We start from the raw sequence: 22,108 nt of genomic DNA, 5'->3' as shown, positions 1-22,108 counted from the left end.
GACAAGTTGCTCGATCTCATGAAAAAAGGGCCTGCGTCGAACGCGGGCCCTTTTATTTGGTACGCCTGCTTAGCCGTCAGCGTGTATGACGCCCGCTTCCTGCTCCAGATATCTCTGGTCGATAGACGGCAGCGGCTCGTCGTCGATCGCCGCTTCGAAGGCTTTGAGACGCTTATGGATCGACAACAGCTCGATGATCGTCGTCCATGAATTGACGAGATACTGGAACGAGTTGCTGACTTGGCCGAAAGCTGTCGCGATCTGCTGATAGATACCATAGGTGATCGCACCGGCTACGAAAGTCGGGACCAGCATGAACAAGACAAACATCGTGTCGGCCTGCAAATAAAAATAGCGGGCGACATTGAAGTACACGTAATGGAAATAGATGCGGAAATAATTCCGCCGAACATTTGCGAAAAGCTCCCCAACGGTTGTCGGCTGCGCCCGATCCTCATGGTCCTCACCATAGACGAGTTCCTTACGATACGCTGCTTCGACACGCTGGTTCTTGAAATTCAAGCCAGGCAGCTTGATACCCGCAACCGCCAGCAACACCGTGCCGAAAATGGACCAGAACAGCGCCAGCCAGAAGAGCGAATGAGGAATCTTCCCAATGATGGGGAGTTCGGTGACATAGGTCGAAAGCGCCAGCAGGATCGGCAGAAATACGATCAGCGTCATCACCGAGTTGATCAGGCTGATGCCTAGGCCCTCCAGCACGGAGGAAAAGCGCATGGTGTCTTCCTGTACACGCTGGGACGCCCCCTCGATATGGCGCAACTTCTCCCATTTCGACATGTAAAAATTGTTCATCGCCGTGCGCCACCGGAAAATATAGTGGCTGGTAAAGAAGTCGGTCAGAATGGAGACAAACATGCTGAGAAAAGCGATCTGCGCGAAGATCGTCATCAGCGAGTAGAAGCTTTCCGTTGTGACGCCCGGTTGCTTTGTGAGTGCCGCCTGAAGAAGATCCCCGAAAGGACGGCGAAAATTGTTTATCACCACCGAAACCTGAACACCGAAGTAGGTCACGAGGATGATCAGTGCCGATCCCCAGAGCGACCAGACCTTCCATGGATGATTCCAGGCACGGATGTGCCATGCACCGCAAAAGATCACGATAGCAATCAGGAAAAATCCATAGAACCACAGATTTCCCCACAGAAGGAAATAGCTGAGATCGTAAGGCTCCTGCCCTTCCGACGGCATGACGAAACCCAATTGGGTCCCAAGGCCAGAGAAGAATGCATACCAGGCAGCAATACAAACCAGCGTCCAGACCACCATCGAGGTGAACAGCAATTTCGGCTGGGGGAAGAAAGAGTGAAACACGATAAGCGAGCTTTCCTAATCGGGTTCTGTCGGGGAGGAACCGCAATGACGTTCATTCGCGGCGAACCTAAGGCAGTTCGCCACAAGCGGCAACCAGCCAAGCCCTATTCTTACATAGATGTAACCGCTTATTGCATGATCGTGATGTGATTGTTCAGCGATGCCAAGTTGGCGCCCATAGGGGCCGCGGCTTCCCCGCTCGGTTCGATCGATGGAATTTGCGATACCTCTTGCAAATATTATCTTACGATATATATCTTACGACATGACTAACGATACAAACCCTCATCACCCAAAAGGAGAAACGATATGAGAGGCTTTGGAGATCGCATGTTCGGCGCTGACTTTGACAGCGTCGAGGCATATATCCTACGACATGGCAGAGGCCACGATTCCCGTGGCCGGCATGGGAGAGACTTTATGAGAGGCTTCAAGGGCGGCATGTTCGGCGGCGGGTTTCGCACCGGGCGGAAATTCGACGCCGCCGACTTGCAGCTCATCATCCTCGCCCTGCTTTCCGAGCAACCACGGCATGGCTACGAGCTGATCAAGACCCTCGAAGAGCGCTCCGGCGGCTTCTATGTACCAAGCCCCGGCGTCATCTACCCCGCCCTCACCTATCTTGAGGAAACGGGCCTGGCCGAAGTCGAGGCGAGCGGCACGAAGAAGCTCTACCGCATCACCGAAGATGGCCAGAAGCGCGTCGAGGAAAACCAGGCGCTGGTCGAGGCCACGCTCGCCAAGCTCAGCGCGATCGGCGAAAAGATGGCGCATGTGAAGCGGGTCTTCGGCGGTGAAGATGCCGGCGACGACGACCGCCCCTTCGGCCGCGACGGCGGCGAGGTTCACCGCGCGCGCGACCTGCTGCGCTCGGCGCTGCGGTCCAGACATCCATGGAGCAAGGCCGAGGGCGCCCGCATCGCAGCGATCCTCGAACAGGCCGCCGCCGATATCATCCGCGGCGAAACGAAGAAGGACGATTGAGCGGCCCGCTCAATTGTCCGGAAGCGTCAGGATGACCGGCCCGTTGCGGGTGGCGACGACCGTATGCTCATACTGCACGGTCGCGGCGCGCGGATCGCCGTAAAGCGTCCAGGCGTCATCACCGCCCTCGGCCCAAGTAGCGCCCAGCGACAGGAACGGCTCGACGGTGAAGACCAGGCCGTCCTCCATGATCCGCGTCTCGTCGGGGTCGGCCCAGGTGGAAACCTCGGCCGGCTCCTCATGCAGCGAACGGCCGATGCCGTGGCTGGCGAGATTGGCGATCAGCGTGTAGCGGTTCTTCTGAGCGAAGGCGCCGACGGCATGGCCGATCTTGGAGAAGGGTGCGCCGCTGCGAACCTGGTTCAGCCCGACCCACAGCGCCCGCTTGCCGTCGCGGCAAAGACGCTCGATCTTCGGCTTGACCGGCGGTACGGCAAAGGAGGCGCCGGTATCGGAAAAGAACCCGTCCTTCTCGGCGGAAACGTCGAGATTGACGAGATCGCCGGCCTGGATCACCCGTGGGCCGGGAATGCCATGCGCCACTTCCTCGTTGACGCTGATGCAGGTGGCGCCGGGAAATTTATAGACAAGCTCGGGCGCCGAACGCGCTCCGGCATCCTCCAGCACCTTGCGGCCGATCGCATCGAGCTCCAGCGTGGTAATGCCCGGCTCCAAGGCGGCGGCCATCGCCTGCAGCGCGTTGGCGCAGATGCGGCCGATCTCTTTCAGCTTGGTCAGTTCGTCGTCGTTCGTAACGATCATTCACGGCTTCCGGCTGGCTCGCTCATGTCCACAGACGTGGGGGCATGAAGGTTCAGACCGTCGCTTTCGCCTCTCCGCCCTCATCAGTCAATGCCTTTCTCACAAGCGGCGCGACTTTCGTGCCATAGAGCTCGATGCCGCGCATGATCTGATCATGCGGCATGGTGCCGATCGCCATCTGCAGTAGGAAGCGATCATTCTTGAACAGCTTGTGATGCGCCACGATCTTTTCGGCCACGGTTTCGGGGGCGCCCACGAAGAGCGCGCCGTTCGGCCCGCGCGATTGATCGAACTGCGCCCGGCTTGTCGGCCCCCAGCCGCGCTCGCGGCCGATGCGGTTCATCACCTCGGCCTGCGGCCCGTAGAACTGATCGGCCGCCGCTTCGGTCGTGTCTGCGATGAAACCGTGGACATTGATGCTGGTCTTCAATTGGGCCGGATCCTGCTTGGCGCGTCGGGCCGCCTCGCGGTAGAGATCGAAGAGCGGCGCGAACCGCCGTGGCTCGCCGCCGATGATGGCGAGCGCCATCGGCAGGCCGAGCGCGCCGGCGCGCGCCACCGATTGCGGCGTGCCGCCGACTGCGATCCAGATCGGCAGCGGGTCCTGCAGTGGCCGCGGATAGACCCCTCGCCCGTTGATCGGTGCGCGCATCTCTCCGGTCCAGTTCACCTGTTCGCCATCGCGGATCGCCAGCAACAGGTCGAGCTTCTCCTCGAAGAGCTGGTCGTAATCCTCGAGATTGTAGCCGAAGAGCGGGAAGGATTCGATGAAGGAGCCGCGCCCGGCCATGATCTCCGCCCGGCCGCCGGACAGGAGATCGAGCGTCGAAAACTGCTGGAAGACGCGCACCGGATCGTCCGAGCTCAGCACCGTCACGGCGCTGCTCAGCCGGATCGTCTTCGTTCGCGTCGCAGCCGCCGCCAGCGCGACCGCCGGGGCCGAGGCCGCATAATCCGGGCGGTGATGCTCGCCCAGCCCGAAGACATCGAGGCCAACCTGATCGGCCAGCTCGATTTCCTCGATCAGATCGTTCAGACGCCGTGCCGCCTCCTCGCCCTTGTTCAGAGCGGGATCGGGATTGACGTCGGCGAAGGTATAGAGGCCAAGTTCCATGGCAAAATATCCATCTGTTGTTGATGGACGAGATAGGAAGGCGGGGCCGCAATCGCAAATATGAATTATCGAACGGTTTGTTCGATAATGTTGATGAGGAAGGATCAGGCTGCGCCGATCCACGGATTGACGATGTCGATATCCAATCCTTGAAAATCGCGGACATTGCGGGTGACGAGCGTAAAGCGATGAACGGCAGCCGTCGATCCGATGAAGGCGTCACGCCAGGGTCGCGGATTGGGGACGAACGTCGCGGCACAATGCATGGCCACAGGCTCGTCGATGGATAAGATACGCCCGTGGAGAGAGGTCCTTACCTTCTCGGACCAGTCTCGAAGGATTTTGGCCTGTGAAGGATCGCGTCGCTCAAGAAGCAGTATGCCATTTTCAATTTCAAAAAGCGTGATGACCGAGGTGTAAAGAATATCCGGCGCGATGGCATCAAACCATCGGGCAAAGACTGGATCGGCCTTTCCGTTGCTGAGCTTTCTAAGCTCTGAAATGACATTCGTATCCAGCAGATACATTATGAAAAATCGGCCGGTTTGAAACCAAAGTCGCCGTCGAGTCTCGGGATTTCCAAATCGATCTCATCCGCACCCGGGGAATAAAACGCCTCGGCGACAGTCGGTCCCTTCTTTGCCAATTTCAGATACTCTTCCATGCTTAGCAAGACATGCGAGGGCTTGCCGCGGTCCGTGATGAAAACCGGACCTTCGGCGGCGGCGCGTTTGGCGCCACTTGTGTCTTGATTGAACTCCCGACTGCTCATGACCGTCATCGCCCGAACTCCATTTGTAGAGAAGTTACTACATACATGAGAGATAGGCAATTCGAATCCGAAATCAACCGCTTCGCCACCGCTCTGGAATCACCCTCCGAACCACCTCACGTTCAACATCAGAGCCTCGGATCGTCGGCCAGCAATGCCCAGCGCTCGTGATCGCACCACACACCACCGATCTTCAGATATTTGGGCGAGAATCCCTCCATGCGGAAACCGAGCCTCTGGACCAGCGCGATGGAGGCCTGGTTCGCCGGCTGGATATTGGCCTCCAGCCGATGCAGGCCGACGGTATCGAATGCATGGGCAACCGCCAGGCGCAATGCCTCGGTCATGAAACCGCGGCCGGCAAAACCCACCATGCCGTGATAGCCGAGAAAGGCGCTGCGAAACCCGCCCCAGACCATCTGGCTGATATTGACCACGCCGACGATGCCGCCCGTAGCGGCGTCGCGCGCCACCAGGCCTATATTAGGCCCGGTCACCGTATGCCCGAACCAGGCGTCGAAGCCATCGCGATCGACGAATGGATAGGCCCAAGGCGCATGATAGGCGCGGCTCGCGACATTGGCCGCGATCAGGTCCTCGGCGTCCGATTGCGCGACCGGCGCTATGGTGACGTGCAGCATGGCTCACTCCTCTCATCCCTGGTGGGCGAGCCTTAGCAAATCGAATCCGAAATCAACAGCTTCGGCGGCGACGCGGACTCATTTTCCGAAGCTCGCGCGATCCCCCGGCCCAAGCTTTCGCTCCTGAATCTCAAGCATAGGGCTTCGGCACATCCATCGGATATGACTCGGGAAATCAGATCCTGGCCGCCAGCGCCGCGAGCTGGTCGGTGCATTGGCCCCAGCCCTCGTGAAAACCCATCGCCTCATGGCTCTCGCGGTCCTCTTCCGTCCAATGCAGGACCGTCGCGGTATAGCGCGTCTTGCCGCTGCCGATATCCTCGAACCGAATGGTTCCCACCATGAAAGGCTTGGGCGACGGCACCCAGGCGCTGGTGAAGGCATCGGTGAAGACGATCCGTTCGTCGGGGATCACTTCGAGATAGACACCGACATTCGGATAATCCTCGCCTTCGGGGCTACGCATGGTGACGGAGCTGGTGCCGCCGGCGCGGACATCGAGTTCGGCGGCAGAAATCGTCCAGGGCAGCGGCGCGAACCATTGCTTCACAAGCTCCGCCTCCGTCCAGCAGCGATAGAGTGTCTCGCGCGGCGCGTGGATGATGCGGGTCAGCGAAAGCTCGTGGCGTGCGGTCTGTTCGGTCATGGTCTAATCTCTCTCTCCAATGTGAAACGGCCCGATCGGCCCATGTCCCAGGACGTTTGGGGCTGTCCTATCCCGACAGGGACCGGACAACTCGGCGGCTACTTTGCGATCGCCGGAGCCGTGGCGCTCAAGCGGTCGAGCTGGTGACGGATATGCGTAGCCTCCGCAGGCGAGCGGGCAAGCGCGATGGCATGGTCGAAGGCCGAACGTGCCGCCTGCGCCCGTTGCAATTGCATGAGCAAGCCACCTCTAAGTCCATGAAAATAAAAATAGCTGTCGAGCTGGTCCGCCAAAGGTTCGATCAGGGCGAGTCCGGCTTCCGGTCCCTTGAGCTTGGCGACGGCGACGGCGCGGTTCAGCGTCACCACCGGCGATGGATGCACCCGCTCCAGCGTCTGGTAGAGCAGATCGATTTCCGCCCAGTCGGTATCCTCGGCCCGCTTGGCCCTCGAATGCAGCGCGGCGATCGCCGCCTGAAGCTGATAAGGACCGGGACGGCGATGGCGGATCGCCTTGTCGAGCATGGCCAGCGCCTCGTCGATCAGCGTGTGGTTCCAGAGCGATCGATCCTGGTCTTCCAAAAGCACGATCTGCCCATCTGCATCGAAGCGCGCCGCCTGCCGCGATTGCTGCAACAGCATCAGCGCCAGCAGACCCATCACCTCGGGCTCACCGGGAAAGATGCGCAGCAGCAATCGGCCGAGGCGGATCGCCTCGTCGGCGAAAGCAGAGGCCTCGCGCCCCGGCCCGCCGGCAGAATAGCCCTCGTTGAAGATGAGATAGACTATGGCGCTCACCAGCGCCAGCCGCTCGGCCCGCTCGACCGGGCCCGGCGTCTCGAAGGGCACGCCGGCGGCGGCAACCCGCGCCTTGGCGCGGGTAATGCGCTGTTCCATGGCACTGTCGCTGACGAGGAAGGCGCGGGCGATCTGCGCCACCGAGAGGCCGGAGACGACACGCAGCGCCAGCGCGATCTGCTGCGTCGCCGGCAGGTCCGGATGACAGCAGATAAACAGCAACCGCAGGATATCGTCGCGATAGTTGGAGCCGTCGAGCCGCTCGGCAAGATCGCTCTCAGCATCGCCGGTATCGGAGATCGCCTCCTCGTCCGGGAGAGCCTGCGTCTTCGCCTGCTTGCGCACCGCGTCGATGGCGCTATTGCGGCCGACAAAGATCAGCCAGGCGACGGGATCGCGCGGTGGCCCCTTGTCCGGCCAGGTCTTCAAGGCCCGAAGGCAGGCCTCCTGAAACGCCTCCTCGGCGATGTCGAGATTGCGGAAATAGCGCAGCAGAGCACCGACCACCTGCGGCCGGGCATTGGTCAGCGCGATATCGATCCAGGCAATATCCGTCATGTCGCGAGCGTCCCCGGTCTGAAGACATAAAGCGGCCGGATCTCATAGGAGCCGACGCCGGGATTGGCAGCCGCCAGTTTCTTCGAAAATTCAATTGCTTCGTCGAGTGTCTCAAAGTCGATGACGTAGAAGCCGAGCAATTGCTCCTTCGTCTCGGCGAAGGGGCCGTCAATGACCAGCGGTTCGTTCTTGCCCTTACGCAACGTCGTCGCCGCCGTCGTCGGCATCAGCCGCGCGACCGGGCCGAGCTTGCCGGCCTCGCCCAGCGGCTTCTGCACCGCGATCAAACGGTCCATCGTCGCCTGCTCCTCCTCCTTGGACCAGGCAAACACCGTATCTTCGTCGTTGTAGCACAGGATTGCGTACAGCATGCGTTGCTCCTCTCCCCTAAAGACGCAGGAGTATCGCCCGCTCCGACAGGCGACGTCAAAATTTATTGCTGGAGATGCCCGGCTTGGCGGATAAGGCCAATCAAATTGGCCACCTCATGCAGCCGGGGAGACTTTAGCCGCAGATCGCGGTCGGTGCGTTCGACGATGACCAGATCGTCCTGCGGGATGACAAAGGCATATTGCCCGCCCGCGCCCCAGGCGAAATAGGCGCCCGTCGGAAGGTGAAACGCATTGGCGCTCGCATCGGTGGCCGGCAACGGCCGGTCGGCGGTCCACCAGAGATAGCCGTATCCGAACCCATGATCGGCGTCCGAATAGGGCGTGGTGCTGTCGCGCACCCACTGCCGGGGAACGATTTCCTGCCCGTTCCAGCGCCCACCATCCAGAAAAAGGAGAGCGAAGCGGGCAAGATCCCGCGTGCTCATCCGGAACGTATAGGCGGGATGGATCGACGCGCGGCCGCGAACCTTGTGCTGCGCATGCGGGTCGTAGTCCTGCATGCCGATCTTCCGCGCGATCTCGTCCTCGAAAGCGTCATAGATGGAGGTGCCGGTCGCCTTTTCGTAGATCGTGCCGAGGGCGTTGAAGTCCCAATTGTTGTAATACCAGAACGTTCCCGGCGCATGGCTGAAGCGCTGCGGCCGCCGCGCGGCCATCGCCTCCGTTTCATAGAGCGCCGGATGATAGATTCCGGATTGTGCCTCGAGAAGCATGCGGACCGTCGCCTGCTTTTCCTGATCGGACAGCGATGGTGGCTTGTCGTCGACACCCAATTGCTGGAGCGTGCCGGCAAGGTCGATCTGATGCTGCGCGACGGCGATCCCGATCAGGGAATCGAGCAGGCTCTTGCGGATGGAAGCCAGTTCCATCGGCTTGCTCGTATCTCCCCATTCGGCAACGACGGATCCATGCTGGACCACCATGACGGCGCTGACATCATGCGCGTCGGCAAAGGCCTTCGCCTCGCCCAATTGCGGCGCCGACCATCCGGAAGTCTGGGGAGATACATGTGTCCATTCGGCCGAAGGGACGGCCTGCGCCCAAGCCGGGCTCGATAGCAGTCCAACGAATAGCAACCAGATGACACGCATAGCCGATGCCCTGTTTCAAACGTCGGCATCGAATTTCCGGGCGAATAAGTCTTTTCGTTGACTAAAGCGCGCCCGGCAGGTTTCCGCGACATCAGGGCGCATGCCGCTTTCCCCAGCAGCAATGCCGTCAACAAGGCGCACCGATCATTAAGAAATGGGCGACGCCTTATGATCCGATCAGTTTGGGGACGGGTCCAGAATAGTTGCCGGTTTCGAGAAAGGCCGGACAACCTTTGCGGCTGCTTGGGACGCCTGCCCAGCTTTCGCCTTGCCCTCCCATAGCGGCAAGCCAACCGACTGTGACACGGCCGGATCGCTGGTGAAGACCGGATAGCCGCGCTCGATCAGCCGCAACAGGACCTCTCTGTCCTTGCGGACATGCAGGCGGGTCAGGTTTTCCTGATTATAGACATGGCCGCCGGAATCCGGGTTGATGCCGGTGATGATGACCGCGGTCGCGCCGTTGTAGAGCGCGAAAAGCACGGCGTTGATGCCGTTCGAGCATTTGTCGTCGGCGCCCAGTTCGCTGCATTTGACGCCGCCCACCCTATCGAGCAGCGCCATACGCTTGTAGCGATCGACGATCTCGAGCTTGTCGTAGCGATAATTGAAGGCCTTCAGCCCGTCTTCCAGCCGCTGCCGCTCCTTGCGCCACAGCAGAACGTACAGCATTTTGGCGCGCTCGCCATTGAGAACGCGCCGCACTTCGACGGCATTGGTGTTCGTTCCCTCGATCTGGTTGAACTGCACGAGCGCCACGTCGGGCGCTTCGATGCCCCATGCCTTCGTCACCACCTGGGACCCGTTGATGGTGATGACCCGGAAGGTCTCGTCGAAATCCACCGGCTTGTGCGACACCGGCGCCGAACCGACCACGAGGACGGGGCCGCGAAACGGCTCCGCCAGGACAGGCGGCTTCGGCCGGGACACATGATACTTGATCTGCCGATAAATATGTTTCTTCAGTTCCGAAAATTGAGCAGCCATTACGCGCCTTGATATCCCCAGAAGGCGTTCATCCAAAAAATCGATCCCGCACCCGGTCCTGCGACGGCAGGATCGGATGCGGGACGACTATCGCTGCTTCTCCTAACGGAAGGAAAATAAACAAATCTTACACGGCATAACCTGAGGTGAGAGATGGGCCTCGCCGGTCGATTATCCCGCGCTCAGCGTCCGCCGCACGGCGTCCTTCCACCCCTTGAGTTTGACGCTTCGCGTTTTCTCGTCCATGGCCGGCTCGAACCGCCTGTCGCGCGCCCATGCCTTGGCGAAACCATCGCGATCCGGCCAGACGCCGGCACGGCTGCCGGCGAGCCAGGCAGCTCCGAGCGCGGTGGTTTCGAGGATAGTGGGACGGTCGACCGGAGCATCCAGCAGGTCGGCAAGCCGCTGCATCGTCCAGTCCGACGCGACCATGCCGCCATCGACGCGCAGCACCGTCTCGCGGCCACTGCCGTTGCGCCAATCCTTGTGCATGGCATCCAGCAGGTCGCGCGACTGGTAGCAGACCGCCTCCAACGCGGCGCGGACGATTTCCTCCGGGCCGGTATTGCGCGTCAGCCCGAAGATCGCGCCGCGGGCGTCCGGGTCCCAATGCGGCGCGCCGAGGCCGGTGAAGGCCGGCACGAGATAGACGTCCTGGGTCGGATCGGCCTTCGCCGCCAAGGCGCCGGAATCGGCAGCGCGCTGGATCGCCTTCAGCCCGTCACGCAGCCATTGCACCGCCGCCCCGGCGATGAAGATCGAACCTTCCAGCGCATAGGTCGTCTCGCCGTTCAGCCGGTAGGCGATGGTCGTCAGCAGCCGGTTCTTCGAGCGCACGATATCCGCACCGGTATTGAGCAGCGCGAAACAGCCTGTGCCATAGGTGGATTTCATCATGCCGCGCTCGAAGCAGGCCTGGCCGATGGTCGCCGCCTGCTGGTCGCCCGCCACGCCGAGAATGGGAATCGCCGCACCGAGCAGCGACGGCTCTGTGATGCCGAAATCGGCGGCACAATCCTTCACCTCGGGCAGCATGGCCGCCGGCACGCGCAGGATCTCGAGCAGATCCTCGTCCCATTCATTATTGGCGATATTGTACATCAGCGTCCGCGAGGCATTGGTCGCATCGGTGACGAAGCTCTTGCCGCCGGTCAGACGCCAGATCAGGAAGGTGTCGATCGTGCCGAAGCAGAGCTCGCCCTTGGCGGCGCGGGCACGCGCGCCCTTCACATTGGCCAGCATCCAGGACAGCTTGGTGCCGGAGAAATAAGGGTCGAGCAGCAGGCCGGTGCGGCGGGTGAAGAGCTTTTCCAGATCCTGCCGCTTCAGCTTGTCGCAATAGCTCGCGGTGCGGCGGTCCTGCCAGACGATGGCATTGTGGATCGGCTTTCCAGTCTCGCGATCCCACACGACGACGGTTTCGCGCTGATTGGTGATGCCGAGCGCGGCAATGTCCTTGGCCGTGATGCCGGCGGCCTCGATGGCCTTGCCGGCCGTGAACAGGACGGAAGCCCAGATCTCCTCGGCATCGTGCTCGACCCAGCCGGATTTCGGATAATGCTGGGTGAATTCCTTCTGCCCGACGCCGGCAACCTTCATGTTGCCATCGAAAACGATCGCCCGTGTCGACGTCGTCCCCTGGTCGATCGCCAAGACATAACCGCCCATGCGGTCCTCCCTCTAATTTTTTCCCTAACAACAGATACGGCAGCAAAACGAATGTGAAAAGAAAGCAAAACGAAATTTTTGTCGAAAAGACCGCCTTTCAGCTCGCGAATATATGAAGACCTCTGTCGCAAAAGAGTCTTGCAGCGGTGCGATTGCCATATCCGCAGGTTTGGGACTAACCTCAGACCGCTATTGCGCTGCAACAAGACGGCGCGCGTCCAAGGAGAAGATCATGGCAAGAACAGTCGTTGTCACCGGTTCCACGAGCGGTATCGGCCTCGCCATCGCGACGGCCTTCGCCGCCAAGGGCGACAACATCGTCCTCAACGGCTTCGGCAAGCCCGAAGAGATCGATGCCATCAGAAACACGCTCGAAGCCTCGGGCGGCGGCAAAGTGATCTACCATCCGGCCGACATGACCAAGCCCGCCGAGATCGCCGACCTGATCGCGACCGCCAATTCGACCTTCGGCAGCGTCGACGTCCTCGTCAACAATGCCGGCATCCAGCATGTCGAGAAGATCGAGGATTTCCCCATCGAGAAATGGGACCAGATCATCGCCATCAATCTGTCGAGCTCCTTCCACACCATTCGCGCCGCCGTGCCGCTGATGAAGGCGAAGAAATACGGCCGCATCATCAACATCGCCTCGGCCCACGCCCTCGTCGCCTCCCCGTTCAAATCCGCCTATGTCGCGGCAAAGCATGGTATATTGGGCCTGACCAAGACGGTGGCGCTCGAGCTCGCCGAATTCGGCGTCACGGTAAATGCCATCTGCCCCGGCTACGTCCTGACCCCGCTGGTCGAAAAGCAGATCCCGGACACGGCCAAGGCGCGCGGGATGACCGAGGAGCAGGTCAAGAACGAGGTGATCCTCAAGGCGCAGCCGACGCATGAATTCGTCAAGGCCGAAGAGATCGGCGCATTGTCGGTCTACCTTGCCAGCGACGAGGCCCGCCAGATCACCGGCACCCACGTCTCGATTGACGGTGGCTGGACCGCGGAATAACGATAGACGGTTAGGGCCGGATTCGCCTGACCTATCCGGCCCTGACCGACAAAAGATAATTGGGAACGACATGAACGACAGCATCCGCTTTATCCTCAACGGCGAGGATATGACGCTTTCCAGCCTGCGCCCTACCGAGACGCTCCTCGATTTCCTGCGTCTCAACCGGCATTTGACGGGTACGAAGGAGGGATGCGCGGAAGGCGATTGCGGCGCCTGCACGGTCTTGGTCGGACGGCTGGTCGACGGCGGCCTGCACTATGAATCCGTCAATGCCTGCATTCGTTTCGTCGGCTCCCTGCACGCGACCCATGTCGTCACCGTCGAGCATCTGGCCGCCAGGGACGGCACGCTGCATCCGGTGCAGCAGGCCATGGTCGACTGCCATGGCTCGCAATGCGGCTTCTGCACGCCGGGCTTCGTCATGTCGCTCTACGGCCTGTGGCTATCGACCGAAAAACCAAGCCGGGCGCAGATCGAGAAATCATTGCAGGGCAATCTCTGTCGCTGCACCGGCTACGAGCCGATCGTCAAGGCGGCCGAACAGGTGAGCCATAAGCGGCCGAGCGCCCTCTTCGATCCGCTGGAAAAGACCAGGGCCGACATCATCGCCCGGCTCTGGGCCATGCAGGGCGACGACACCATCACCATGACCTCTTCCGACGGCGACCGCCTGATCGTGCCGGGTTCGGTTCCCGCCCTTGCCCAGATCCTCGCCGACGAGCCGAAGGCGACGGTCGTCGCCGGCTCCACCGATGTCGGCCTCTGGGTCACCAAGCAGATGCGCAAGCTCGACCCGGTCGTCTTCATCAATCACCTGACCGACCTGCAGAAGATCACCGTGGGCGAGAGCGGCCTGACCATCGGCGCCGGCGTCACCTACAGCCGCGCCTTTGCCGCCATCGCCGAAAAAATCCCCGCTTTCGCAAGCCTGATCAACCGCATCGGCGGCGAGCAGGTGCGCAACATGGGCACGATCGGCGGCAATATCGCCAACGGCTCACCCATCGGCGACACGCCGCCGCCACTGATCGCGCTCGGTGCGAGCGTCAGGCTGCGCTCGGTTGCCGGTACGCGTACGCTGCCTCTGGAAGATTTCTTCATCGACTATGGCAAACAGGACCGCAATCCCGGCGAGTTCGTCGAGAGCATCTTCGTACCCTACCCCGCCGAAGACTGTCATTTCGCCGTCTACAAGATCTCCAAGCGCCGCGACGAGGATATTTCGGCGCTCTGCGGCGCTTTTCATCTCTCGCTGGACGATGCCGGCAATGTCGCCGATATCCGCATCGCCTTCGGCGGCATGGCCGGCACGCCGAAGCGTGCCCGCACGGTCGAGGCCGAACTGATCGGCAAGCCCTGGACGGAGGCGACCGTCACCGCAGCCCGCCCCGCCTTCGACGCCGACTATACGCCGCTGACGGATTGGCGCGCGACCGCCGAATACCGGCAACTGACCGCCAAGAACCTGCTCATCCGCTTCTATCTGGAAACGGCCGGTGCGCCGCAGGAATTGCAGCGCTTCGCAACGGTGGAGGCCTGAACCATGGACAAGTCCACCTTCGAGGAACGCAAGGTGATCAACGGCTCGATGCACGGGTCATTGAAACACGATTCAGCGCATAAGCATGTCACCGGTGCCGCCGACTATATCGACGATTTGCCGGAACCCTCCGGCCTGCTGCATGGCGCGCTCGGCCTTTCCGACCGCGCCCATGCCGACATCGCCGGCATCGATCTTTCCGCCGTCAAGGCCTATCCGGGCGTCGTCTGGGTGTTCACCGGCAAGGACATTCCCGGCGTCAACGACACCAGCTCCAACGGCATGCATGACGAGCCGCTGCTCGCCGAAACCAAGGTCGAGTTTCACGGCCAGCCGATCTTCGCCGTGATTGCCGAGACCCGCGATGCGGCTCGCCGCGCCGCACGCCTTGCCAGAATCGACTATCACGACCTGCCGCACTGGAGCGACATCGACGGCGCGCTCGCCAATGGCGCACCGCTGGTCTACGAGCCCATGACGCTGAAGCGCGGTGAGCCGGAAACCGAGATGGCCAATGCCAAGCACCGCATCAAGGCGCAGATGCGCATCGGCGGCCAGGAGCATTTCTATCTCGAAAGCCACATCGCCATGGCGATCCCCGGCGAGGATGACGAAGTGACCGTCTGGTCCTCCACCCAGCATCCGAGCGAGATCCAGCACATCGTCGGCCATGTGCTGAACATTCCGTCCAACGCGGTCACCGTCAACGTGCGCCGCATGGGCGGCGGCTTCGGCGGCAAGGAGACGCAGGGCAACCAGTTCGCCGCGCTCGCCGCCGTCGCCGCCAAGAGGCTCGGCCGCGCGGTCAAATTCCGGCCGGACCGCGACGAGGACATGGCCGCCACCGGCAAGCGCCACGACTTCCTGGTCGACTATGAAATCGGCTTCGACGATGACGGCCACATCCATGCGGTCGACGCGACCTATGCCGCCCGTTGCGGCTTTTCCTCCGACCTCTCCGGCCCGGTCACCGACCGTGCCTTGTTCCATGCGGATTCCAGTTATTTCTACCCGCATGTGCATCTCACATCGAAACCACTGAAGACGCACACCGTCTCCAACACCGCCTTCCGCGGCTTCGGCGGCCCGCAGGGCATGGTCGGCGGCGAGCGCTTCATCGAGGAGATCGCCTATGCGCTCGGCAAGGACCCGCTGGAAATCCGCCGCGCCAATTTCTACGGCCAGCCCGGTTCTGGCCGGACGCTGACGCCTTATCACCAGGAGGTGGAGGACAATATCATCCACCGCATCGTCGACGAGCTGGAGGAAACCTCCGACTATCAGGCGCGGCGCAACGCCATCATCGAATTCAACCGCTCCAGCCGCTTCATCCGCAAGGGCATCGCGCTGACGCCGGTGAAATTCGGCATCTCCTTCACCATGACCGCCTTCAACCAGGCGGGCGCGCTGGTGCACATCTATCAGGACGGATCGATCCATCTGAACCACGGCGGCACCGAGATGGGCCAGGGTCTCTATACCAAGGTGGCGCAGGTGCTGGCCGACAGTTTCCAGGTCGATATCGACCGGGTGAAGATCACCGCCACCACGACCGGCAAGGTGCCGAATACCTCGGCCACCGCCGCCTCCTCCGGCTCCGATCTCAACGGCATGGCAGCTTTCGATGCCGCCCGGCAGATCAAGGAACGGCTCGTCGCCTTCGCGATGGAAAAATGGGGCGTCGGCGTCGAGGAGGTGCAGTTCCTGCCGAACCGCGTGCGCGTTGGTGACAGTGAAATTCCCTTCCCGGATTTCATCAAGCAGGCCTATTTCGCCCGCGTGCAACTTTCCGCCGCCGGCTTCTACAAGACGCCGAAAATCCATTGGGACCGCAAAGCCGGCCGCGGCACGCCCTTCTACTATTTCTCCTATGGCGCCGCCTGCTCGGAAGTATCGATCGACACGCTGACCGGCGAATATCTGATCGACCGCACCGACATCCTCCACGATGTCGGTCGTTCGCTGAACCCGGCCATCGATATCGGTCAGGTCGAGGGCGCCTTCGTGCAGGGCGTGGGCTGGCTGACCACCGAAGAGCTCTGGTGGGATGCCAAGGGCCGGCTGCGCACCCACGCGCCCTCGACCTACAAGATCCCGCTCGCCTCCGACCGGCCGAAGATCTTCAACGTCCGCCTTGCCGAATGGTCCGAAAATGCCGAGGCCACCATCGGCCGCTCCAAGGCCGTCGGCGAACCGCCCTTCATGCTCGGCATCTCGGTGCTCGAAGCCCTGTCCATGGCCGTCGCCAGCGTCGCCGACTACCGCGTCTGCCCAAGGCTGGACGCGCCGGCAACACCGGAACGGGTGCTGATGGCGGTCGAGCGGTTGAAGGGGATGTGATGGTTTGGGAGGGGCAGCCTGGTAAGGGATACCCTTCGCTCACGCTCAGGGTGTTCGTTGCTTCGCGCCGAACGCCCGCCCTCTGCCCCTTCGGGGCATCTCCCCCACAAGGCGGGAGATTGGCAACCCGTGGCACCATCTCGCACCACGCAAAGACTGTATCTGCTGAAGCTGGGTTTATTGCTTCCACCGATGGCGCGGCAAACTCCCGACGATCTCCCCTCTTGTGGGGGAGATGTCCCGAAAGGTCCGAAGGACGAGGGGGGTACACACTCTCCTCATACTCCAAGGGTCCGAACTCATGACCCAACCCCTCGAAACCTTCCTTGCCGAAAACCTACGCACCATCCTGATTGAAATTACCGGCACGCAGGGCTCCACGCCGCGCGAGGCCGGCACGTTCATGCTGGTCTCGGCGGAGCATATCTGGGGAACGATCGGCGGCGGACAGTTCGAATATCTGGCGATCGGCAATGCCCGCGCGATGCTGGCGGGTGGCGGCACGGAATTCATGGATATTCCGCTCGGCCCCGAGATCGGCCAATGCTGCGGCGGCCGCACGCAGCTCCGCTGCCGCCCGGCAACGCCCGATGTCATCGAGGCGCTGAGACGGCGGCTGCGGGACGAAAGCGGAGACTGGCCGGACGTCTATCTCTTCGGCGCCGGTCATGTCGGTCGCGCCTTGGCGATCGCGCTGAAGCCGCTGCCGCTTGTCACCACGGTCATCGAGACGCGTCAGGAGGAGCTGGACGAGCTTCCTGCCGATATCAGCGCCCGTCTCGTTGCCATGCCGGAGGCCCTGATCTCGGAAATCCCCGCCGGTTCCGCCATCGTCATTCTGACGCATGACCACGCATTGGACTTCCTGATCGCCCAGCAGGCACTTGCCCGGACCGATCTCGCCTATGTCGGCATGATCGGCTCGGCGACCAAGCGCGCGACGTTCTCCAGCTGGCTCGCCCGCGAAGGCGGCGACAAGGCTTCGCTCGACCGGCTGACGCTGCCGATCGGCGGCGCGGCGGTAAAGGACAAGCGTCCCGAGGTCATCGCCGCCATGACGGCCGCCGAGCTTCTGACGACATTTGCGGCCTACCGCACCCGCCTGTCTTCACAATAGGGTTCGCGTCCGTCGAGAAATCCGAGATCGCGCTTCAGCCGATCGGACATCTCCTCCAGATCCAGGCGTGGCGCCGACTCCGCCCGGCCAGGAACGACCTTTGACAAAACCGTCAGCACTCGCTCCAGAGCGGAAGGCCTCGCGATATTCACCTGCTCAACAGCTTGGCAAGCCATGACAACACCTCAAACCAATCGATGATATGGATTGCAGTTTGCCGCTGAAAATGCTGAAATTCCAATCGAACCTTCATCTACATACATAAAGAGAACTTATCCATGAAACTGTCGAAACAGTTTCCGCTGAACGCGCTCCGCGTCTTCGAGGCCGCCGCCCGGCTCGGCAGCTTCACGCGCGCCGGCGAGGAACTGGGCATGACGCAGACGGCCGTCAGCTATCAAATCAAACTGCTGGAGGAGACTGTCGGCGAGCCGCTGTTCCTGCGGCGTCCACGCCAAATCGCGCTGACGGAAATAGGCGAACAGCTGGCACCGAAGGTCAGCGAGGCCTTCGGCATGCTGAGCGAAGCAACGGCGTCTGCCAGCGGCGGCGGCGCGGAAACCACGCTGCTCATTCATTCGACGCCGACATTTGCCTCGCAATGGCTCGCACGCCATCTCGGCTCGTTTCAGCTCAAGCATCCGAATATCGCGGTAAGGCTCGCCACCTCCGCCTCGATCATCGACTTTGCCCACGAACCCTCCGATATCGCTATCCGCGCTGGGCGCGGCACATGGCCGGGCCTGCGCGCGCATCTCTTGATGAAAATGTATTTCACGCCGATGCTCAGCCCGGACCTGGCCGCGACCATAGGCGGCGTCCATCAACCCGCCGATCTTCTCAAGCTGCGCATCATCGATGCCGGCGATCCCTGGTGGACGCAATGGTTCGAAGAGGCCGGCGTTCCCGACCCCGGCCTGCAGGGAAGACCGCGAAGCAGGCTCGGCGCGCAATCCTTCGAGGCAAGCGCAGCCATAGCCGGACAAGGCGTCGCCGTCCTGACGCCGGAATTCTATGCCGACGATCTGGCGTCGGGCCGGCTGATCCAGCCTTTCGACATCCTTTCGACGGACGGCGTGGATTATTGGCTCGCCTATCCCGAAACCAGACGCCACACACCGAGAATCCGCGCCTTCAGGGACTGGATTCTCGGCGAATTCGGCATGCCGTTGGATAGACCTCAATAAGCCATGTCAGGCGCGTAGAAACAGCGCGGCGTGTTCTCGTCCGGAAACAGGCACAGGTGATAGGAGCCATCGGGCGAACGCATCGTCTTGCCCTGCGGCAACGTGAAAATATGGGCATGCGTCACATAACGATGATCGCCCGGCTGTAACATGATCCGATAGCCGCCGGGGATGACGGTGACCGTGCGGGACGGGATCATCTCGCAATCGCCGGTCTCGCTGTCGCCATTGCAACAATAGGGATCATAGGTCCAGCCGGACGGTGCATCATGCGCCATCGCCGCGGTAGCAAAAAGAAAGAATACGAACGCCAGAATACCACGCATGGGCAATTCTCCGTCGAAATGGACGGCCACCGCGGACGCAGCCCGCTCAAAGCAGCCGCAGGCGTTTCACAACTCGCCATATTCTGATCTAATGCGAGCTGGACGCTCGACAAGAGTGTCGCTTTTCCCTGACACATCAAACTCCCCCCTTCCCTCCGTCCCCAACATTTTGCAAGGTGTCGAGTCGGAGGAAGAAAAGGGGAACTGAATGTATGAATACGCCATAGCGTGGGAATGGCTGGCCTTCGCTGCCCGCTGGTTCCACGTCATCACCGCGATTGCCTGGATCGGCTCGTCCTTCTATTTCATCGCGCTCGATCTCGGGCTGGTGAAGCGCCCGCATCTTCCGCCCGGCGCCTATGGCGAGGAATGGCAGGTGCATGGCGGCGGCTTCTATCACATCCAGAAATATCTGGTGGCGCCGGCCACGATGCCCGAGCACCTGACCTGGTTCAAATATGAGAGCTATTTCACCTGGCTCTCCGGCTTCCTGATGCTCTGCATCGTCTATTATGGCGGCGCCGATCTCTTCCTCATCGATCGGCATGTGCTCGACGTCAGCGTCCCCGCCGCCATCATCATTTCGCTGGCCTCGCTGGCCGGCGGCTGGATCGTCTACGACCTGCTCTGCAAGTCGCCACTCGGCAACAATACCTGGGGCCTGATGGCGGTGCTCTATGCCGTCCTCGTCTTCATGGCCTGGGGCTATACGCACCTCTTCACCGGCCGCGCCGCCTTCCTGCATCTCGGCGCCTTCACCGCGACGATCATGTCGGCCAATGTCTTCATGATCATCATCCCCAATCAGAAGATCGTGGTCGCCGATCTCATCGCCGGGCGCACCCCCGACCCGAAATATGGCCGCATCGCCAAGCAGCGCTCGCTGCACAACAACTACCTGACGCTGCCTGTCATCTTCTTCATGCTCTCGAACCACTATCCGCTGGCCTTCGGCACCGCCTATAACTGGATCATCGCCGCCCTGGTGTTCCTGATGGGCGTCACCATCCGCCATTGGTTCAACACCACCCATGCCCGCAAGGGTCGTCCGACCTGGACCTGGATCGTCACCGTCATCCTCTTCATCCTCATCATGTGGCTGTCGACCGTGCCGAAGGTGCTGACCGGCGAGAAGGATGCCGAAGCCGTCGCGCCCGCCTTCCAGCAATTCGCGTCGGATGCGCATTTCCCGGCGGTGAAGCAGATGGTCTCGACGCGCTGTTCGATGTGTCATGCCGCCGAGCCGGTTTTTGAAGGCCTTGCCCGGGCGCCGAAGGATGTAAGGCTGGAAAATGACGCGGAAATCGCTATGCATGCCCGCGAGATCTATATCCAGGCCGGCCGCAGCCACGCCATGCCTCCCGGCAACGTCACCGAGGTGACGCCGGAGGAGCGCAAATTGCTGGTCGCCTGGTTCGAAAGCTCCGTCGGAGAAAAACACCAATGACCACCCTTTTGCGCGGCCGCCTGCTATCCTTCAAGCATGCGCCGCAGAGCCTCGATGACACGGACAGCTATTCGTATGAAAGCGATGGCGGCCTGCTGATCGAAAATGGCGTCATCACCGCTGTCGGCCCCTATGCGAACGTCAAGGCTAAGGCGCCGGCGCATGTAACCGAAGTCGACCACCGCCCGCACCTGATCCTGCCGGGCTTCATCGACATGCACCTGCATTTCCCGCAGATGCAGGTGATCGCCTCCTATGCCGCCAACCTCCTGGAATGGCTGAACACCTACACCTTCCCCGAGGAATGCCGCTTCGTCGAAAGCGCCCATGCCGAGCGCATCGCCACCCATTTCTACGACGAGTTGATCCGCCACGGCACCACGACGGCAGTCGCCTATTGTTCCGTGCACAAGACCTCGGCCGACGCCTTCTTTGCCGAAGCCCTGCGCCGCAACATGCGCATGGTCGGCGGCAAGGTGATGATGGACCGCAACGCGCCGCAGGGCCTGCTCGATACGCCCGAGATGGGCTATGACGAGACCCGCCAGGTGATATCGGACTGGCACGGCAAGGGCCGCAACCACGTCGCCATCACCCCGCGTTTCGCCATCACCTCCACGCCAGCGCAGATGGAAGCGGCCGCGGCCCTTGCTCGTGAATTCCCGGACCTGCACATCCAGACGCATCTCTCGGAGAACCACGACGAGATCAAATTCACCGGCGAGCTCTATCCGGAGGCGATCGACTACACGGATATCTATGCCCGCTACGGCCTGCTTGGCCGCAAAAGCCTCTTCGGCCACGCGATCCACCTGTCCGAGCGCGAAGCCGATGCCATGAGCGAGGCCGGCGCGGTCGCGGTGCATTGCCCGACCTCCAACCTCTTCCTCGGCTCCGGCCTCTTTCCGCTGAAGGCGCTCGCCCGCCGTGAAAAGCCGGTGCGCATCGGCGTTGCCACCGATATTGGCGGCGGCTCCAGCTATTCGATGCTGCGCACCATGGACGAGGCCTACAAGATCCAGCAGCTCCTCGGCGAACGCCTGAACCCGCTGGAAAGCTATTATTACATGACGCGCGGCAATGCCGAGGCCCTGTCGCTCGCCGACAGGATCGGCACGCTCGACGTCGGCACCGACGCCGACCTCACCATTCTCAACGCCGCCGCCACGCCGGCCATGGCGCTGAAGATGGAAGTGGTGAAGAGCCTCACGGAAGAACTGTTCCTGCTGCAGACCATGGGCGACGACCGGGCGATTGCAGAGACCTATGTCGCCGGCAAGGCTATGAAATCGACCTTGAAGTGATCTCGTTGAGAGAATAGCCCCATCTCCGGAAGCGAACCATTCTGACTCGAACCCTCCCATAGGATTTCCATCAAGAAGGCAGATTGCC

General features: G+C 61.6%; 22 protein-coding genes. 8 read left to right on the top strand and 14 right to left on the bottom strand.

Features of this window, described 5'->3' with window-relative positions; all coding sequences use genetic code 11:
• Window positions 1-69 precede the first annotated feature (69 nt).
• Window positions 70-1,335 carry a peptide antibiotic transporter SbmA gene (sbmA, locus tag FHX11_RS00325; RefSeq protein WP_184353912.1) on the bottom strand — a complete coding sequence of 422 codons (1,266 nt, stop codon included), beginning with the start codon at window positions 1,333-1,335 and terminating at the stop codon, window positions 70-72.
• Window positions 1,336-1,755: 420 nt separating this feature from the next.
• Here sbmA and FHX11_RS00320 point away from each other — a divergent pair, with 420 nt between their 5' ends.
• Window positions 1,756-2,319: a PadR family transcriptional regulator gene (locus FHX11_RS00320; protein WP_184353910.1), complete on the top strand. Its 564-nt coding sequence runs from the start codon at window positions 1,756-1,758 to the stop codon at window positions 2,317-2,319.
• A 9-nt stretch (window positions 2,320-2,328) separates the two neighbouring features.
• Here the strand turns inward: FHX11_RS00320 and map are convergent, their stop codons facing one another.
• The 11 genes from map to glpK form a co-directional block, all read right to left on the bottom strand.
• On the bottom strand, window positions 2,329-3,081 hold the full coding sequence (gene map / locus FHX11_RS00315) for a type I methionyl aminopeptidase (protein ID WP_184353908.1): 753 nt from the start codon (window positions 3,079-3,081) through the stop codon (window positions 2,329-2,331).
• A 52-nt stretch (window positions 3,082-3,133) separates the two neighbouring features.
• The gene (locus tag FHX11_RS00310) at window positions 3,134-4,195 is read right to left on the bottom strand and encodes an LLM class flavin-dependent oxidoreductase (RefSeq protein ID WP_184353906.1); all 1,062 of its coding nucleotides are present in this window, start codon (window positions 4,193-4,195) and stop codon (window positions 3,134-3,136) included.
• Window positions 4,196-4,299: 104 nt separating this feature from the next.
• Complete coding sequence (locus tag FHX11_RS00305) at window positions 4,300-4,722, bottom strand: type II toxin-antitoxin system VapC family toxin (RefSeq protein WP_184353904.1); 423 nt, start codon at window positions 4,720-4,722, stop codon at window positions 4,300-4,302.
• On the bottom strand, window positions 4,722-4,976 hold the full coding sequence (locus FHX11_RS00300) for a type II toxin-antitoxin system prevent-host-death family antitoxin (RefSeq protein WP_184353902.1): 255 nt from the start codon (window positions 4,974-4,976) through the stop codon (window positions 4,722-4,724). Before FHX11_RS00300 ends, FHX11_RS00305 begins: the two co-directional genes overlap by 1 nt.
• Before the next feature lie 119 nt (window positions 4,977-5,095).
• A complete protein-coding gene (locus FHX11_RS00295) occupies window positions 5,096-5,608 on the bottom strand; it encodes a GNAT family protein (RefSeq protein ID WP_184353900.1) in 513 nt (170 codons plus the stop codon).
• A gap of 175 nt (window positions 5,609-5,783) precedes the next feature.
• Window positions 5,784-6,254, bottom strand: a complete 471-nt coding sequence (locus FHX11_RS00290; RefSeq protein WP_184353898.1) for an SRPBCC family protein — start codon at window positions 6,252-6,254, stop codon at window positions 5,784-5,786.
• 98 nt (window positions 6,255-6,352) lie between these two features.
• The gene (locus tag FHX11_RS00285; protein ID WP_184353896.1) at window positions 6,353-7,609 is read right to left on the bottom strand and encodes an RNA polymerase sigma factor; all 1,257 of its coding nucleotides are present in this window, start codon (window positions 7,607-7,609) and stop codon (window positions 6,353-6,355) included.
• On the bottom strand, window positions 7,606-7,980 hold the full coding sequence (locus tag FHX11_RS00280; RefSeq protein WP_184353894.1) for a YciI family protein: 375 nt from the start codon (window positions 7,978-7,980) through the stop codon (window positions 7,606-7,608). Before FHX11_RS00280 ends, FHX11_RS00285 begins: the two co-directional genes overlap by 4 nt.
• 62 nt (window positions 7,981-8,042) lie before the next feature.
• On the bottom strand, window positions 8,043-8,972 hold the full coding sequence (locus FHX11_RS00275; RefSeq protein ID WP_246780859.1) for a serine hydrolase: 930 nt from the start codon (window positions 8,970-8,972) through the stop codon (window positions 8,043-8,045).
• 297 nt (window positions 8,973-9,269) lie between these two features.
• Window positions 9,270-10,079, bottom strand: coding sequence for a membrane-anchored protein (locus tag FHX11_RS00270; protein ID WP_184353890.1), 810 nt, complete (start codon window positions 10,077-10,079; stop codon window positions 9,270-9,272).
• A 171-nt stretch (window positions 10,080-10,250) separates the two neighbouring features.
• Window positions 10,251-11,747, bottom strand: coding sequence for a glycerol kinase GlpK (glpK, locus tag FHX11_RS00265; RefSeq protein ID WP_184353888.1), 1,497 nt, complete (start codon window positions 11,745-11,747; stop codon window positions 10,251-10,253).
• Between the two features lie 232 nt (window positions 11,748-11,979).
• Here glpK and FHX11_RS00260 point away from each other — a divergent pair, with 232 nt between their 5' ends.
• The 4 genes from FHX11_RS00260 to xdhC all read left to right on the top strand — a co-directional run bounded on the left by FHX11_RS00260 (window position 11,980) and on the right by xdhC (window position 17,756).
• The gene (locus FHX11_RS00260) at window positions 11,980-12,756 is read left to right on the top strand and encodes a 3-hydroxybutyrate dehydrogenase (protein ID WP_184353886.1); all 777 of its coding nucleotides are present in this window, start codon (window positions 11,980-11,982) and stop codon (window positions 12,754-12,756) included.
• A 70-nt stretch (window positions 12,757-12,826) separates the two neighbouring features.
• Window positions 12,827-14,299, top strand: coding sequence for a xanthine dehydrogenase small subunit (gene xdhA / locus FHX11_RS00255; protein WP_184353884.1), 1,473 nt, complete (start codon window positions 12,827-12,829; stop codon window positions 14,297-14,299).
• 3 nt (window positions 14,300-14,302) lie between these two features.
• A complete protein-coding gene (gene xdhB, locus FHX11_RS00250; RefSeq protein ID WP_184353882.1) occupies window positions 14,303-16,639 on the top strand; it encodes a xanthine dehydrogenase molybdopterin binding subunit in 2,337 nt (778 codons plus the stop codon).
• 301 nt (window positions 16,640-16,940) lie between these two features.
• A complete protein-coding gene (gene xdhC, locus FHX11_RS00245; RefSeq protein ID WP_184353880.1) occupies window positions 16,941-17,756 on the top strand; it encodes a xanthine dehydrogenase accessory protein XdhC in 816 nt (271 codons plus the stop codon).
• Here xdhC and FHX11_RS29870 read toward each other — a convergent pair.
• Window positions 17,729-17,932 (bottom strand): hypothetical protein, encoded by a 204-nt coding sequence (locus FHX11_RS29870; RefSeq protein WP_246780858.1) that lies wholly within the window; start codon window positions 17,930-17,932, stop codon window positions 17,729-17,731. The genes xdhC and FHX11_RS29870 overlap by 28 nt on opposite strands.
• Window positions 17,933-18,034: 102 nt before the next feature.
• Here FHX11_RS29870 and FHX11_RS00240 point away from each other — a divergent pair, with 102 nt between their 5' ends.
• Entirely contained in the window at window positions 18,035-18,943 is a 909-nt protein-coding gene (locus tag FHX11_RS00240; RefSeq protein WP_184353878.1) for a LysR substrate-binding domain-containing protein, read from the top strand.
• Here FHX11_RS00240 and FHX11_RS00235 read toward each other — a convergent pair.
• Complete coding sequence (locus FHX11_RS00235; RefSeq protein WP_184353876.1) at window positions 18,937-19,269, bottom strand: hypothetical protein; 333 nt, start codon at window positions 19,267-19,269, stop codon at window positions 18,937-18,939. The two genes, FHX11_RS00240 and FHX11_RS00235, sit on opposite strands and share 7 nt — an antisense overlap.
• 208 nt (window positions 19,270-19,477) lie before the next feature.
• Between FHX11_RS00235 and puuD the strand changes: the two genes are divergently transcribed.
• Together puuD and guaD are read left to right on the top strand one after the other, a co-directional pair.
• Window positions 19,478-20,716, top strand: a complete 1,239-nt coding sequence (gene puuD / locus FHX11_RS00230) for a urate hydroxylase PuuD (protein ID WP_184353874.1) — start codon at window positions 19,478-19,480, stop codon at window positions 20,714-20,716.
• Window positions 20,713-22,020 carry a guanine deaminase gene (gene guaD, locus FHX11_RS00225; protein ID WP_184353872.1) on the top strand — a complete coding sequence of 436 codons (1,308 nt, stop codon included), beginning with the start codon at window positions 20,713-20,715 and terminating at the stop codon, window positions 22,018-22,020. Before puuD ends, guaD begins: the two co-directional genes overlap by 4 nt.
• Window positions 22,021-22,108: the final 88 nt, after the last annotated feature.

Source organism: Rhizobium sp. BK602, from assembly GCF_014195095.1.
Taxonomy (GTDB): domain Bacteria; phylum Pseudomonadota; class Alphaproteobacteria; order Rhizobiales; family Rhizobiaceae; genus Rhizobium.
Note: the sequence above shows the minus strand (reverse complement) of the source record. Positions and strands in the feature narration are given on the sequence as shown.